Genomic DNA, 14,423 nt, shown 5'->3' on the forward strand with positions numbered 1-14,423 from the left:
AGCGTAAGTAGCGCAAGGTCATGATAAGTTGGTCTTCCATACTTAGACGGCGTGGGCGTCCTCCTTTTCGGTGTTGCGCTTGATAAGCGTCAGTGAGACAATCAAGCATCAGTTGAAACGTCGCTTTTTTAACACCTATCAACAATTTGAAATTCTCTGAGTTTAATTTTAAGGCTTTTTCGTATGTTGTTTCCATAGCTTTAGTATACCACTTTTGAGTTACCGAACAAGTCTACTACCTGTTCGCTCACAATAGCCGAGAACTTTTTTACGAAAATCTATTGAATATGCCATAAGAATATTATACCACATTATGTACTATTTTTGGTTCATTTTACTATAAAATCCTAGTTCACGGTTGATAATTCCAGCAATCAAATTCATTCGTAATCCAAACCGTTTGCGTCGATTTCGATAGGTTGTTGAAAATATTTTAAACGTTTTTACTTTGGCAAAAATATTCTCAACCTTGATTCTCTCTTTAGATAGCACATGGTTATAGGCTTTATCTTCAAGAGTTAGTGGCTTAAGTTTGCTTGATTTCCTCGGAGTTTGCGCTTGTGAATACATCTTCATGATCCCTTGATAACCACTGTCTGCCAAGATTTTACCAGCTTGTCCGATGTTTCTGCGACTCATTTTGAACAACTTCATATCGTGGCAATAGTTCACCGCAATATCCAAAGAAACAATTCTCCCTTGGCTTGTAACAATCGCCTGAGCCTTCATAGCATGATATTTCTTTTTACCAGAATAATTGGCTAGTTGATTTTTTTAGGACGATTGATTTTTACCTCTGTTGCATCCACAATCACCGTATCCTCAGCACTAAGATGAGTTTTTGAAATCGTAAAACCACTTTGAATAAGAGTTGCTTCAACCCATTGACTCCGACGGATTAAGTTGCTTTCGTGAATGCCAAAATCAGCCGCAATTTGTTCATAAGTACGGTATTCTCGCATGTATTGAAGAGTAGCCATGAGGAGATCTTCTAAGCTTAACTTAGGGGTTCGGCCACCTTTTGCGTGTTTACGTTGATAAGCTGTTTTTAACACAGCTAACATCTCTTCAAAAGTAGTGCGCTGAACACCAACAAGGCGCTTAAATCGTGCATCAGTTAATGGTTTACTTGATTCATAATTCATAGAACTATTGTACCATATTTTGTTTCGCAGGAAGTTTACTCTTCGAAAATCAAATTCAAACCGCGTCAACGTCGCCTTGCCGTACTCAAGTACAGCCTGCGGCTAGTTTGCTCTTTGATTTTTATTGAGTATTAAAATAAAAAACCAGGGCTCTCACCCCAGTTTGACAACTTTACCGATTCTTTAGTTCTACATAGCGCTTGTACCAAATGTTTACATAGGCTTCTGAGAAAGGACCACGTCCATTGTTAATCCAATCAACAAGAATTTTGACATGTTCTTTTAAAATATAGTCCAAATCATCAGAATAATTCATTTTGCGTTTGTGACGCTCATACTCCTCAACATCCAAGAGACGTTTTTCCCCATCTGTAAAAATTTTAACATCTAAATCGTAATCAATATACTTCAGTGCTTCTTCATCCAGATAGTAAGGGCTAGCCATATTGCAATAGTAGGAAATTCCATTATCACGAATCATGGCAATGATATTAAACCAATATTTCTTGTGAAAGTAAACAATAGCCGGTTCTCGAGTGACCCAACGACGACCATCACTTTCGGTAACCAGTGTATGATCGTTGACACCAATAATGGCGTTTTCTGTTGTTTTTAGTACCATGGTGTCCCGCCAAGTTCGGTGGAGACTCCCATCATGCTTATAACTTTGAATTGTAATAAAGTCGCCTTCTTTTGGAAGCTTCATAACTAACCAACTTTCTACAATTTATAAGTTTATCGTTTACTATTGTACCATAAAATTGCCTAAAATCTGTGAATTTTACATGAAAAAATTAAAGATATTCTCTGAGAGCGCTTGCTATATCCGAAAAATCGTAGCCTTTTCGTGCTAAAACTTGAGTTAAACGCTGTTTAAGTTCGTATCCTTCATATTTTCGGGCATACTTAGCATATTGCTTATCAAGTTCCTTGAAGATGAGTTCCTGAGTCGTTTCTTGGTCAACTTGACTATCCAACTGGTCAAAGGCACTTTTAGCATCAGAATAAGAGAAGCCCTTGTTGGTCAGGTTCTGAATAATCTTATCTTGCAAGGCACGAGCTGGAAGTTTTCCCTCATATTTTTTCAATAGTTTATTAGCTACACGTTGAGCAACTTCAGAAAAATCAAAATCATTCAAGATTTCTTCTATAGTAAATCTTGAAATTCCTTTTTGTACTAATTTCTGAGTCAGTATATAAGGTCCCTTGTCTCCTGAAAGTTGATTGGCATTGATAATAGCATAAGCGTACTGGCTATCATTAATCCACTTATCTTCTTTAAGATTAGCAATGACTTGAGAAACTATTTTTTCATTAATATCATATTTTTTTAGATATTCTCTGACCTCTTTTTCAGTACGTGCTTTAAAGGATAGGTGGTAGAGGGCTAGATTCTTACCATAAGAAAATTGGGCAAAGTCCTGAATCTCCTTCAATTCCTCTTCGCTTATCACCTTATCTCTCGATAACATAAAACGAACAATTGTATCTTCAGTAATGTAGCATTTGTCACCATTATCAAGCTCCATCAGATAGAGTTTTTTTTTCTTTTCAAGTTTTGTGATTTTCATAGTTCTATTATAACTCAAAATGTGAGAAAAAGCTGAAACCCCTTGATATAGCCGTTTTTTGTCTCTTAATGATGAATTTTAAGAACTTTTTAGGAACTTTGTAAATTCTCAATGGCTTTTTCATAAAAGGAAGTTGCCTTTTTCTCATTGTCTTTGGATAGATGACTATAGATATCCATAGTCATTGAAATTTTAGAATGGCCTAGCCGTGTTTGGATTTCTTTGTATGGCAGGCCAGCATTAAGCAATAGACTAGCGTGGGTGTGTCGGAAGGCGTGGAAACTCAAACGAGGACATCCAGCCAGTTTTAAATGTTTTTCTAGTCTGAATCTGAGCGCTCCAGCTTCTCTATAGTTGTCAAAGGTATCAGAGAACACTTTTTCAAAAGTCATCCCTATCTCCCTCCCTATTTGGGATTGTCTTGCTTTATAGAGCCGTAGCATGAGTACCGTTTTGGTATCAAGTGCTATTTCTCTAATACTACTTTTACTTTTGGGGCTAGTGATTTCTTTTAGGGTGTTCAAAGTCTTGGTAACTGAAATGCTACCGTTTTGTAGGTCAATATCAGACCATCCCAAGGCTAAACACTCACGAATACGCAAACCAGTCGCTAGAAGTGTCTTATATAACACCGTATCAGAGAAATTTTTATAAGTGTTTGGCAACTGATCCAGATAATCTAAGAATTTTTTTAAATTGTCGTCATCAAGATATTTCAGTTTTTGCCCTTCTTTGGGTTTGCGCCGTGGGACGATGATATCACTAGCTGGATTTGAAGAAATGACTTGTAAGGAAACGGCATAGGATAATATGCGTTTATTTAAGGCATGGAGTTGGTTATATTGCTGATAACCTTTCCCTAGTTGGTTATAATCTATTGCCCACTGGTTTACCTGGTGCTGAATGATTGGGGGCGTCAGTTTATCCAGTTTGTAGTCTCCAAAGGATGGTAGGAGATATTTTCTTATGTTGTTTTTTGTGCCTATAAGGGTGCTATGTTTGACTGTATGGCAATAATTTTCTAGCCAGAGTTTCGTCAATTCCTGATAGGTGCTAACGTTGACGGCTTTTGTGACTGTTGAGCCGTTTTTTTCAAACTCTACCTTGGCTTGGATAGCCTTGCTTTTGAGCCTATTCTTAGTTCTGTCTGAAATAGTTGTCTTGACTTTCTTACCCGTTACGGTATCGATGCCAAGATAAACGCTGGAACGGTAAACTACTGATCCATCTTTCTTTTTGTATTCTGTAATCTTCATGGTTGTACTCCTTTCCCATCAGCAGGCAAGCAATTAGAAAAGGTTTTGAGTTCATACCATGCGAGGAGCTACGAGAATGCCCCTATTTTCGATTTTAAGCAGTCAGACGATAAATTGTACCAGAATAGGAAACAAGGCGGATAGGGGCTTATATGAGCTTGTTTGTGATGGGTGTTTCTGATACTATGTTTTCGTTTTTTTGCTCCAGTAGTTGTTTTTCAAGATAAGCTAAGGCTTTCCCTTGCCTTGGTGGAGTTAGTTGATCATAGATGGCTTGAACCGGGGAAGTGGTAGGTATTTCTTCAATGATAGGAGGAAAAAAGCTATCTATAGACACGCCGAAAATATCAGCAAGTTTGAAAATTGTGTCTTGATTAACCTTTATAATACCCTTTTCGTATTTACTTATTGTTTGTTTACTGGTTGACATTTTTTCAGCTAGTACAGATTGAGTCCAGCCGTTCTCTTTTCTAAAAAATTTTATCTTTTCTCCAACGTGTTGAGCGAGATTGTCCATGTTATCCCCTCCTTTCGTATTTTTATTATAACAAAAAAGTCACTTAAAAAGCAACTTTTTTTAATTTTTAGCAAAAAAACTGTTGACAAGTCGCCTAAAAAGCGATAATATAGTTTTGTCGCCTGATAAGCGACTTATAAAAACTAAAAAAGGAGGGAAAAGTTATTGCAGGAAAAACTGTTGATTTTACGCAAAAAACAAGGTATTTCTCAGCAAGAATTAGCTGATTATTTAAAAATATCAGTTACTTCTTATGGGCAAAAAGAACGCGGAGAAAAGGCTTTTACGTTGGATGAAATGTTTGCGCTAAGTACTTTTTTCGAGTTATCGATTAGCGAAATTTTTTTACCAAGAAAGTCGCTTAAGAAGCGACACAACTAGAAAGGAGTAACCCAATGGAACTAGTCTACATGGACGGCAAAAAAGCGCCGTATACACTAAGCAGCATCGTTGCTGAATGCGCTGAAATTAAGCACAGACATTTGAAGATTTTGCTGAATAAGCACCGAGAGGACTTTGAAAGCTTCGGAAAGGTGCAATTTAAAATTTCATCTTCAGAGAGTGGGCAAAATGTACGGGATTATATTTTGAACGAGCAACAAGCAACATTGCTGATCACTTACTTACGAAATACCGAACCCGTCAAGGAGTTCAAAATGAACCTAGTCAAAGCCTTTTTTGAAATGCGTGACGAACTGACAAACTATCAGCGCTTGGAGGATATGGCAATAGCTATGATCAACTTGAATATGAGATATTCAGAAATTAAAGAACTAATTTTTAAAGCATAGGGGTATAGAAAATGGAAAATGATTTTAAGACAGTTACAAATGCCAAGGGAGTAGAAATTCCCAAGTATTTCAAGGATTTTAAAAAGCTAGTCGAGATGGACAGACAACTAGCCGAATATCTTTGTATGAACTATGAGGATTTGGACAGTGAAGACCTGGGCGCATTTCTTGAAACGGTGGAGCAGGGATTCAGCTGGATTCTGGATCTTATCGAAAGTAAAGACTTGCTTTATAGCCCCCAGACAGGGAAAAAAGCGTGAAAAAAGACAACAAAAAAGTCACTTGCGGAAAGTTTGGCGACCGAGGCAAGCGACAAGATTAAGGGTTTACGTTTTTTAACGTACCTTAATTATAGCATAATACAGCGGTTTCCGCTAGTACATTGAAAATAAAATAAGGTACGCTGGGAAGATTTTAAATTTTTTTCGGTTTAGGGGTTGACATTTAAGACGACAATAATTATAATAATTTATGTCGTCAAGAAAGGAGGCAATCCGATGACTGACAAAATAAAGAAAGTAGGACGTCCGAAGGGAGAAAATTCTAATACCGTAAAATTAACAGTCAGAGTTAGCGAACAGCTAAATAGTAAACTGGAAGAGTACGGTAAAAAGAATGGTTTGACAAAACCTGAAACTTTGAGAAAAGCCTTTGAAAATCTTACTAAATAAAAAATACCTTGCAACTTGTCAAACGCCAATCCGAGAAGTTGCAAAGTATCCGCCCCCACAAATGAGGTACGTAAATATCTTATCATGCGTACTCTTATTTGTCAAACACAGAAATAGAGTACGCTTTTTGCGTACCCAAAAAATGAGGTATACAATGGGAAAACAACATCAAGCAGTAAAATTCAAAGATATTGCTGAAAAATTGTCCGAATTAGAGGGCAAAAACTTAGAAGAAATTGCTGGAGTATTGGGCTACCGCAACTTGGAGAGTTGTAGGGTCAATCTTTACAATCTGAGACAAAACAAGCGTCTAGGATTTGAAGTGGAAAAAGGGGTGTACTCCAAGTTCGCACTCTTGGACGATTCGGTAAAAGAGGAACTGGAAGACAAGGAATTGTCAGACCGTGGGCGCTATTTGAAAAGCGTAGACCGCTACAAGGCTATGTTAAATGCCTTTTCTATCGCATTTGATAGCACAGTCAAGGCGGAAACTAGGCAGAAAGCGGAACATGATGGCTTGAAAGCCTTAGATAGAATTCCAGATAGACACTACGCCTTACTCTATGACATGATGGAGGGCTAACAGATGACAGCAAAAACCCACTTCGCTAGATTCATGCGTAGAGGCATGGAGTTAGCAAGGCAATTACATAGTAAAGAAATCCAACGTGATGAATTTGATAGAGCTTGGAAAAGATTAGGCGATCAAATCGAAAACGAAACGAAGAAAAACTAAGAAAACCGAAGTGCAGGCAAGCAGTTAGAAAAGGTTTTGAAAAACGAGTGCTGACACGGCGATTCTAAGCACTTGTTTAGCGGAAATGTGGGTAATTTACCCACGAAACATCACTACATGCGTCCGCCAACCAGGGGCAATCGCCCAGCGTTTGGAGTGGTGGTAATCGTGTATAGGAAACAGGCAAACCAAAAGAAAAAGGTAAAAATATGAATGATTATTTTAAAGAATTTGAAAAAGAGTTGGCACTTGTAGAAGAAAAGCTAGATATTTTATCAGAGTGGCATTTTTCCAAGGAACACCATGGAGCAACAGAAATAGTCGAAGATTGTAGAGAGGCAATTACTAAACTATGGATCGATTTTTATCAACTGACTAAAACTTATAAACAACAGGAAGCCGACCATGAAACATTTTTAGACGCCAACATCAATAACTTACTAGGCGAGTTAAAGAAACATGATGAATTTTTAGCAACTAATTCCATCAATTTAGGGGGAGAACGTCCATACTGGTTATTATTTAACTATTTGAATAGAGCGGTTAGGAGTTTTACTAATCCAGAAGAATTAGTAACAGATAATACTGGTAATATTTGGAATTATCTACGTAGCCTAATTATCAAGGATCTTGAAGAAAGAGGGCGATTAAAATGAACGAACTAGATATAAGCAATAAACAGGCTATTGTCTTAATCGTGGTATTGATTGGCTTACTGCTTTATCTAAACCACCGAGACCGCAAAAAAGGCACCCAATTTGAGCGAGAAAACCAACAGACGATAGGAAACACCTAGCGAGGATTTAAACCCTGAATATGGGCGATATATCCAGCTTGCAGGCATTAAGCCGTGGAGGTGACGATATGTTTGAAAGGATGATTGAAGAAATTCAAATAAAAATATTAGAAGCCTTAGAACGTTACCTAAAAAGTCATGAGAAAATACCTCCCCGAATCATTGGATTGATTTCCGCAAAACGAGTACAAGAAGAGTTAGATATAAAATACAAAACCTTACAAAAGTGGGAAAAAATGGGCTTGAAGCGTTATCAGCCCCCAGGAGACGATAGCAGAAAAGCTTATTATAAAGTGGACGAGATCCGTAAGTTTATGGGGGTGGGAGAATGAGAGTGATAGAGTTAACCTTGTCTAGTGACAAATTGGCCTTGTTTGGCTTTCTCAAGTCTACCCCTACCCAAGTATGGAAGAATGGCAATTACTACAAATTTATCTACTTTGAGCCGATAGGCGAGGGCTTGACGGCTTTCCACTACAAAGGTTTGTATGTGGCAGTTAAAGACGAAAGCGAGGAAGTAGAGGGTTGGGAATTGGCCAGAGATTTAGAGATAGGTTTGGCCAGTCCTGACTTGCTGATAATCCTGAAAGATTTAGAGGTAAACAAATTGACAGAGCAACGGCACGGGCTTGGAGTGGAGTTAAAAGGCTGGGTTTTTGACCTGATTTGTAATGGCATTTATACCAAGTATGAGACTTCACTTTTTGTCCGACTGCTATTTGTAAATGGCTACAGTTTTAGTCAGCTGGTGGACTTGTTTTCAGCGATCGTTAAACGCAAAGACCTAGCAAGCTATTTCCTAGAAGTAGCGACAAAATTCTATAAGGAGGTGGCTTTTGAATAGTGAAGAAATTGTAAGTAAAATCATCGAAGAGAATCAGCAACAAATACCGCCTACCGTGGTAGACTTGACCCAAGCAAGGGAGACCGACGAGGAACACAATAGCCTGAACTTGACCAAAAAAGCACGAGGGGATGGCTTTGCAGTCAACTTGGATAATCTCAAGAAAATTTTGAGTGGGGATAGTAAGCTAAAAGGGGCGATACGGTACAACACTTTTACATATGAAATTGACGTTACCAAGTCTATTAAGTTAAATGGTAGAACCTTGAGCGGTACACTCGATGACCTGATTATCAGAGAGATTAGGGCTTATATTGCTACCAAGTATAAGATGGATTATAAAAAAGGGGATATCGCTGATATCTTAGAAGTGGTGGCTGGAGAACATAGCTACAATCCCTTAAAAGACTATCTGGAATCTTGCGAAAGCGAGTATAAAGAGTTAGTAAATCAGCGTGATCACTTTGATATTTTAAGGCATTATCTCAATATCAAGGATGATGAATATAACCGTATTATCATGGACTTGTTTTTCCGTGGAGCGGTTGCCAAGGTGTTTGACCCGTCCATTAAGTTTGACTTTGTGCTGGACTTGACCGGACGGCAGGGAGTAGGAAAGACCCAATTTTTTGAGGGGCTTTTCACTCACAAGTATTTTACAACTGTTGAAACATTTACAGATAAAGATGACAAGGCTAGAATGGTCAGAAACTGGTGTGTATTTGATGATGAGATGGTGGCCAGTAAAAAGGCTAGTTTTTCAGAATTGAAGAAATTCATCACAGAAACCAAGCTAGAGTTTAGACCGCCTTACGCCTCCAGTGATAGGCGACTCCCTAAGAGTTTTATTATTGTGAGGGCAACTAATGATCATGATTATTTGAATGACTTGACAGGAGAACGGCGCTTTCTGGTTGCAGAAGTCCACAAGGACACCGCCTATAAGGGCAGGAAGTGGACGGAAAAAGACCGTAGAGCCTTTTGGGGCGCTATGGTGGTAGCTTGGAAGGCTAATAAGTCTTTGACCCTGACAGACGACCAAGAAAAGCTAGTAAACGAGGTTAGAAGCCGTTACAAGTTTGTAGATGAAACCCTTGAGGATTTGGAGCGTTATTTAGTCACTCCTTACCCAAAAAGAATGTATCAGTTCCCGATGACCGACAGAATGCGATGTTATTATATCTATGATATGATGAACGAGGGATACTATAGAAATAACAGAGGTGGAACGGTTGAACTGGACACAGACACTTATGGCGAACTGGTAGATAGGGACAAAATGACCATTAACCTATTTTTTCAAGAGGTGTATCTGACTGACAAAGTACCGCCAAAGGATAAGGCTAAGGTTAAAAAGTACATGCAAAACCGAGACGGTTGGGAACATAGGCGATCAACAAGATTTGGTAAAAGCATTAAACCAGCTTATGTTAAAAAAATGTAGTCAGTGTAGTTTATTTTTAAAAAGTGACTACATTTTAAATAGGAAGAAAACCCTTGATACATAAGGAGTTAGAAAAAAGTGTTGTTTTTACTATTTTACTGACTACACCCCTAAACCCTTGATATTATTGACTTTTATATAAAAATGTAGTTATTTTCTATTTATTAAAGAGTATATGAAGATAAGAGATAAAGACGTTTATTGTTTATTTTTTTTGGGAGCAAGGTGACTACATGACTACACAAGGAGAAAAGCCTTGTGACTGTAAGGCGGAGAGCGTAGTCACTAGATATCCCAAAATGACTACACTTTTCAGAGAAAGGAGAATATATGAACGAATTACATAAAGGTTGGATTTATTTCCTAAACCGTGGTATAATTAAGAGTATAAAGTTACCAGAATATGGTGATGTTCGGTTGATAATTGCAGATGGTGTTGTGACCATGGTAGAAACCAAAACACAACAAAAAATTTAAATACTGACTTGAAAACAAGAGGTAGGACATAAGACGTAAATACGTTTTTTGTTCTACCTTTTTGCTTTATAGAAAAGAGGAAAAAATGAACTTACAAGAAGCGAAAAAAATCTATTTTAGATTGGTACAAGATTATAATTTATTTTTCATTAGTACGAACAGAACGAGTGTTTTTGGTGTGATGTTTGGAGCGAAAGAAAATTATTACCGCTTTGGTTTGATTCCTGATCTTGCTGAATTACTAGCAGAGAAAGATAAAAAAGCGGTTCTAGAATTCACAGAAAGCATTTTTAAAGGCATTGAGGAATATCGTAACAAGCGATTAGAATTACAAGAAAGCATGCAACAAATTTTCTCAAACAAGTTTTTTACTAGTCGTCAAAAAGAAGTCCAAGCACAGAAACTACACGATGAAGTGGTAACTTCTTTGAATAAGCTAGTAAAGAAAAATAAAAAAATATATGAGAAACAACTCCAAGAATTTAGCCAAGTTTACGACATTTTGAAGCAAGTAAAAGGAAAACTAGGCAACTTTGCAGATAATGATATTATCCCAGAATCTTTTGAACTGTATGGGAATTGCTACGAATGTTTAGAAGAGAATTATAGTTTAGAATTTGCTGACATGCTATACAAACCAGAGCCAGAGTTGTCTAAGCGTGCTTATCAGTATTACCAAAGTAAAGGAGAAGATCAATCCTACGGACGACATAATGAGAGAGTTTTTACAGAAATTGGCCACTTGACAGGTACTAAATTGATAAATTACTGGGTAAGTAAAGGTTTTAAGTCCCAAACAGAATGGCTTGCGCAAAATCATGAAGATATGAAAGAGCAAGAAGAGCTAAAACATATTGAAAATTTGAAGAAAGACCTTGCTTATGAGCAGATGATGAAATCTGAAGATGGTAGCGGATTGTTTAAAAGAATTTTGGGAGGAATAACCAATGCAACAAATTAAAATAAAAGGCGCTATCATCTCTAACGATAGCATACCAACGTATCAAGAAGCGCAAAAAGAATACACCGCCTTGAAAGATATTCAAATTCCATTCCCTGATAGACCTTTAGAGGTTATTATTAACTCTGGAGGCGGTGACGTTTTTACAGGTAGCGAAATCTATAGCATGTTAAAAAATCATAAAGGACATGTTACTGTTAAAATCGTAGGTGTTTGCGCTAGTGCTGCAAGCATGGTAGCAATGGCAGGAGATACCGTAGAAATGAGCCCTACCGGATTGCTTATGATTCATAACGCAATGGGATGGACTTTTGGGAATACTCAAGAGCATGAAAAACAAATCAAGTCACTTGAAGAAGCTAACGACAGTATAGCTAAAGCCTATCAGAATAAGACAGGTTTACCACTGTCTGAAATTCGTGACTTGATGAAAGAAGAAACATGGTTTTCGTGTGATAAGGCCATTAAGTATGGTTTTGTAGATAAGGAAATGTTTGTAAATAGTATTTCTCAATCAATGGTGGCTAGCGTTGTCCAACATTTACCAGAACGTTATCACTATGATTTTATAGAAAATGTAATCAAGAAGAATCAGCATTTAATAAAGCGTGATGAAAAGATGACATCGAAGAGTGCAAACATTCAGCACGTCAAGCAACTAATGTTACTAGGAACACGAGGATATACAACTGAAAAAACAACTGAAAAAACAACTGGAAAGCAATCAACAAACCAGATGGTTAACATTGCTAAGAATGCGGAAAGATTAGCCGAAGTTCATCTATTAAACGTTATAGTAAAGATTAGAAAAGCAGTAAATGAAGTGGTTACTGAATCAATGCTAAAAGAGCAAAAGGGGGTGTACTCTGAGGAGGCAATAAGTAACGGCTATCGGCACGGTGATTATATCTATAAGGATGGGCAGACAATACCAGTTGCACAGAATCAAGAACAATTTCAAGATATGGTTGAAAGAGTAAGAGAGATTTAAGATAGGTTTGCGCCTATCTTTTTTTAGTATTCTTTTATGAATTCCTTGTTTTAAAGTAACAATGATTTCATATTACAGTATCTTATAAAACGCTTGATAGAGTAAGGGAATAGCTTGGCGAGTGAATTCAATAGAATGTGTAAAACAATGAATTCATAAGAGATTACAGAGAAACAAGAAAGCTGTTTTAAGTTCCATTTTGTCAAAATAACGGGGTTTAGAAATTAGAAAGAAATTGTAAAACACCCCCCGGTGTGAAAAATCATGAAAATTTTCAGAAATGGGAACCGGCGAGAGGGGGCAACTGTCCAAATATTTAACGTTTTTTTAAGGGGGTGGGGGGGTAAGCCTGAAAAACTTACTGAAAAGGAGGAAAATGGCAAGTTTTTATGTTATACTTGTATCAGATATATAAAAATAAAAAAGCACGTTTGACCGTGCTAGTTTCTTGCCTGCTGAACTCATCATATAGTATAGTGGCTCCTTTGTGGGGCTTTTTTTGTGAACATTTTTAGGAACTTTTAAAGAATTTAAAGAAAATATAAGGAAATAAGATTTTAAAGAAAATCAGGAATATCAAGGCCTTTACTTACTAATGAAATATAAAAATCAAGCGGTAGCGGAATAACTCAAATTGTGATAAGATAGGGGTATGAATCTGAAAGTAAAACAAAAAATACCATTAAAAATCAAACGCATGGGAATTAATGGTGAGGGAATCGGCTTTTATCAAAAAACCTTAGTCTTTGTACCTGGAGCCCTAAAAGGAGAAGATATCTATTGTCAGATTACCTCTATTAAACGCAATTTTGTTGAAGCAAAATTACTAAAGGTCAACAAGAAGTCAAAATTCCGAGTTGTGCCAGCTTGTACTATTTATAATGAATGTGGAGGATGCCAAATCATGCACCTGCATTATGATAAGCAGCTAGAGTTCAAGACGGACTTACTTCATCAAGCGCTGAAAAAATTTGCTCCTGCAGGATATGAAAACTATGAAATCCGTCCAACTATTGGAATGCAGGAACCAAAGTACTACCGTGCTAAGTTACAATTTCAGACTCGAAAATTTAAGAATCAGGTCAAGGTGGGCTTATATGCACAAAACTCTCACTATTTAGTAGAGTTGAAAGACTGCCTGGTACAAGACAAGGAAACCCAAGTGATTGCTAATCGTCTAGCGGAATTACTTACTTTTCACCAGATTCCAATTACGGATGAGAGAAAAGTTTTAGGTGTTAGGACTATTATGGTCCGACGAGCAAGAAAGACTGGACATGTTCAGATTATTATTGTTATAAACCGCCAGCTTAATTTAACCCAACTGGTAAAAGACTTAGTTAAAGATTTTCCAGAAGTTGTGACAGTAGCTGTTAATACAAATACAGCTAAAACCAGTGAGATTTATGGTGAAAAGACAGAGATTATCTGGGGAGAAGAGAGTATTCAAGAAGGTGTTCTCGATTATGAATTTTCACTATCCCCTCGCGCTTTCTATCAATTAAATCCAGAACAGACAGAAGTCCTCTATAGCGAAGCGGTCAAAGCCTTGGATGTTACTAAAGAAGATCATTTGATTGATGCTTATTGTGGTGTTGGAACGATTGGATTTGCCTTCGCAAAGAAAGTTAAAACACTAAGAGGTATGGATATTATTCCAGAAGCTATTGAAGATGCCAAGCGAAATGCTAAAAGAATGGGATTTGACAACACACATTACGAAGCTGGAACGGCAGAAGAGATTATTCCTCGTTGGTACAAGGAAGGATACCGAGCAGATGCTCTGATTGTGGACCCACCACGTACAGGTCTGGATGATAAGTTATTAGATACTATTCTTACTTATGTACCAGAAAAAATGGTTTATATTTCTTGTAATGTTTCGACTTTGGCTCGTGATTTAGTGCGCTTAGTAGAAGTCTATGATCTTCATTATATCCAGTCGGTCGATATGTTTCCCCACACTGCAAGGACAGAAGCAGTGGTTAAGTTGGTTAAAAAAGATAGGATTGCTAAGACATAAAAAACAAACAAGATACGAATCAAAGCAAAAAAAGTATAACGGATAATTAAATAGTATAGTTTCTTAGTTTTAAACAAGCATGTTATAATAAAGCTATGACATATAGTACAGATTTTAAACAAGGAGCATTAGATTACATCAAAGAAGGACACAGCCATGTCGAGGCAGCTAAAGTTTTTGATGTTGGCGTCAGAACTCTC

20 protein-coding genes and 2 pseudogenes are annotated in these 14,423 nt (G+C 37.3%); 16 read left to right on the plus strand and 6 right to left on the minus strand.

The features are described 5' to 3' along the window. From FGQ53_RS09345 to FGQ53_RS09375, 6 genes and pseudogenes are all read right to left on the minus strand, one after another. Positions 1–196, minus strand: a pseudogene (locus tag FGQ53_RS09345) (IS5/IS1182 family transposase); the annotation flags it as partial. Between the two features lie 122 nt (positions 197–318). Next, positions 319–1,145, minus strand: a protein-coding gene (locus FGQ53_RS09350) for an IS5 family transposase (protein WP_138338142.1) whose coding sequence is annotated in 2 segments (ribosomal slippage) — positions 319–768 and positions 771–1,145 — 825 coding nt in all. Because the reading frame shifts where the segments join, the coding sequence is not laid out codon by codon here. 172 nt (positions 1,146–1,317) lie between these two features. Next, complete coding sequence (locus tag FGQ53_RS09355; protein WP_000775316.1) at positions 1,318–1,851, minus strand: DUF402 domain-containing protein; 534 nt, start codon at positions 1,849–1,851, stop codon at positions 1,318–1,320. A gap of 88 nt (positions 1,852–1,939) precedes the next feature. Beyond that, the gene (gene recX / locus FGQ53_RS09360; RefSeq protein ID WP_138338145.1) at positions 1,940–2,716 is read right to left on the minus strand and encodes a recombination regulator RecX; all 777 of its coding nucleotides are present in this window, start codon (positions 2,714–2,716) and stop codon (positions 1,940–1,942) included. An 89-nt stretch (positions 2,717–2,805) separates the two neighbouring features. Beyond that, positions 2,806–3,972 (minus strand): tyrosine-type recombinase/integrase, encoded by a 1,167-nt coding sequence (locus FGQ53_RS09365; RefSeq protein WP_138338148.1) that lies wholly within the window; start codon positions 3,970–3,972, stop codon positions 2,806–2,808. 148 nt (positions 3,973–4,120) lie between these two features. Then, positions 4,121–4,489: a helix-turn-helix domain-containing protein gene (locus FGQ53_RS09375; protein ID WP_229090365.1), complete on the minus strand. Its 369-nt coding sequence runs from the start codon at positions 4,487–4,489 to the stop codon at positions 4,121–4,123. Between the two features lie 165 nt (positions 4,490–4,654). On the opposite strand from FGQ53_RS09375, the gene FGQ53_RS09380 reads away from it, so the two are divergent. From FGQ53_RS09380 to FGQ53_RS09450, 16 genes and pseudogenes are all read left to right on the plus strand, one after another. Then, positions 4,655–4,870, plus strand: a complete 216-nt coding sequence (locus FGQ53_RS09380; protein WP_054430827.1) for a helix-turn-helix transcriptional regulator — start codon at positions 4,655–4,657, stop codon at positions 4,868–4,870. A gap of 14 nt (positions 4,871–4,884) precedes the next feature. After that, on the plus strand, positions 4,885–5,280 hold the full coding sequence (locus FGQ53_RS09385) for a Rha family transcriptional regulator (protein ID WP_138338151.1): 396 nt from the start codon (positions 4,885–4,887) through the stop codon (positions 5,278–5,280). Between the two features lie 11 nt (positions 5,281–5,291). Further along, a complete protein-coding gene (locus FGQ53_RS09390) occupies positions 5,292–5,540 on the plus strand; it encodes a hypothetical protein (protein ID WP_138338154.1) in 249 nt (82 codons plus the stop codon). 237 nt (positions 5,541–5,777) lie between these two features. Beyond that, complete coding sequence (locus FGQ53_RS09395; RefSeq protein WP_000130088.1) at positions 5,778–5,951, plus strand: hypothetical protein; 174 nt, start codon at positions 5,778–5,780, stop codon at positions 5,949–5,951. A 154-nt stretch (positions 5,952–6,105) separates the two neighbouring features. Next, positions 6,106–6,534, plus strand: a complete 429-nt coding sequence (locus tag FGQ53_RS09400) for a hypothetical protein (RefSeq protein WP_138338157.1) — start codon at positions 6,106–6,108, stop codon at positions 6,532–6,534. Between the two features lie 3 nt (positions 6,535–6,537). Further along, positions 6,538–6,687, plus strand: a complete 150-nt coding sequence (locus tag FGQ53_RS11775; protein ID WP_171019131.1) for a hypothetical protein — start codon at positions 6,538–6,540, stop codon at positions 6,685–6,687. A 209-nt stretch (positions 6,688–6,896) separates the two neighbouring features. Beyond that, on the plus strand, positions 6,897–7,343 hold the full coding sequence (locus tag FGQ53_RS09405; protein WP_138338160.1) for a hypothetical protein: 447 nt from the start codon (positions 6,897–6,899) through the stop codon (positions 7,341–7,343). Continuing rightward, a pseudogene (locus FGQ53_RS09410) lies at positions 7,340–7,547 on the plus strand (hypothetical protein). The gene FGQ53_RS09405 and the pseudogene FGQ53_RS09410 overlap by 4 nt, the downstream one beginning before the upstream one ends. Positions 7,548–7,551: 4 nt before the next feature. Then, entirely contained in the window at positions 7,552–7,815 is a 264-nt protein-coding gene (locus FGQ53_RS09415) for a hypothetical protein (RefSeq protein WP_138338163.1), read from the plus strand. Beyond that, entirely contained in the window at positions 7,812–8,327 is a 516-nt protein-coding gene (locus FGQ53_RS09420) for a hypothetical protein (protein ID WP_138338165.1), read from the plus strand. Before FGQ53_RS09415 ends, FGQ53_RS09420 begins: the two co-directional genes overlap by 4 nt. After that, a complete protein-coding gene (locus FGQ53_RS09425) occupies positions 8,320–9,771 on the plus strand; it encodes a virulence-associated E family protein (RefSeq protein WP_138338168.1) in 1,452 nt (483 codons plus the stop codon). Before FGQ53_RS09420 ends, FGQ53_RS09425 begins: the two co-directional genes overlap by 8 nt. Positions 9,772–10,101: 330 nt before the next feature. Beyond that, entirely contained in the window at positions 10,102–10,248 is a 147-nt protein-coding gene (locus tag FGQ53_RS09430; protein WP_138338171.1) for a DUF2292 domain-containing protein, read from the plus strand. Between the two features lie 85 nt (positions 10,249–10,333). Continuing rightward, complete coding sequence (locus tag FGQ53_RS09435) at positions 10,334–11,209, plus strand: hypothetical protein (protein ID WP_138338174.1); 876 nt, start codon at positions 10,334–10,336, stop codon at positions 11,207–11,209. Further along, positions 11,196–12,200, plus strand: a complete 1,005-nt coding sequence (locus FGQ53_RS09440; protein WP_138338176.1) for a head maturation protease, ClpP-related — start codon at positions 11,196–11,198, stop codon at positions 12,198–12,200. Before FGQ53_RS09435 ends, FGQ53_RS09440 begins: the two co-directional genes overlap by 14 nt. A 652-nt stretch (positions 12,201–12,852) precedes the next feature. Next, the gene (gene rlmD, locus FGQ53_RS09445; RefSeq protein ID WP_138338179.1) at positions 12,853–14,223 is read left to right on the plus strand and encodes a 23S rRNA (uracil(1939)-C(5))-methyltransferase RlmD; all 1,371 of its coding nucleotides are present in this window, start codon (positions 12,853–12,855) and stop codon (positions 14,221–14,223) included. A gap of 95 nt (positions 14,224–14,318) precedes the next feature. Then, positions 14,319–14,423 (plus strand): IS630 transposase-related protein (locus tag FGQ53_RS09450; RefSeq protein ID WP_212744428.1); only part of this gene is annotated, 105 nt, incomplete at its 3' end.

The sequence above is a fragment of the Streptococcus mitis genome (genome assembly GCF_005844455.1).
Lineage (GTDB): Bacteria > Bacillota > Bacilli > Lactobacillales > Streptococcaceae > Streptococcus > Streptococcus mitis_BF.